Source organism: Pseudomonas huaxiensis, from assembly GCF_003231275.1.
Classification (GTDB): domain Bacteria; phylum Pseudomonadota; class Gammaproteobacteria; order Pseudomonadales; family Pseudomonadaceae; genus Aquipseudomonas; species Aquipseudomonas huaxiensis.
The window spans coordinates 1-741 of sequence record NZ_QKVL01000152.1; the positions used below are offsets into that span (position 1 = coordinate 1).

General features: G+C 56.3%; 1 pseudogene. It reads right to left on the reverse strand.

Going from position 1 to position 741, the window contains the following annotated elements:
- Nucleotides 1–741: pseudogene (locus DM374_RS32660) on the reverse strand (hypothetical protein); the annotation flags it as partial.

A 741-nucleotide genomic window follows, 5' to 3' on the forward strand; every position in this document is an offset into this window, starting at 1 on the left:
CGAACAGGCCGGTGCCGACCTCCACCGCCACAAACGCACGTATCGACCAGCCGGTGGATTTGTTATGCACCTCATCCATCACCCGGTAGACCAGCACCACCTTATCGCTGTCGCCTGCGGCCAGTATTATCTCTTCGCTGACAAGGATATCTACCGAGCCGCTTTGTGCTTCGGCCACGGTTACCTCATGTACAACCAGCTGTCCACCCCAACTCAGGGTGATCTTGTCGTACTCACGCATATTGGGATAACGGTCGATAGTGACCTTGACCCCGTTTTTCGCGACATCCTCATCGATGATTCCGTTTACTGGCAGCACCGGTTTCGGGGCCAGCAAGTTCTCATGAGTTGGAGTATCCGGCTCCGGGTCAGTCCCGCCTGGAAATTCCGTGCGCACGAAAACGTTGATTGGCAAAGAGCTACCACCGTTGCTACCGCCGGCCCGGGTTACCGTGCAGTACAGGCTGTTCACACCCTCCGGTACTTTGCTGGCCGCGACGAACATCGAGAAGTTCTTGCCAACATCCCCCTGCAGCACCACATTCGACGCCACCGGAATCTTGTCATCACCCCAGAACACACTGATCCAGTCGCCCTCGAACATATTGGGATACTGCTGGATCACCACCAGCAAGCCCGAGGCATTGACATGCACCATGTGATGGTTGACGCCGCCATCCGCATCGCCGGTCATTACCGGTGTGATCAGGCCAGAAATATAAATGGGGTCGAGATTGGCAC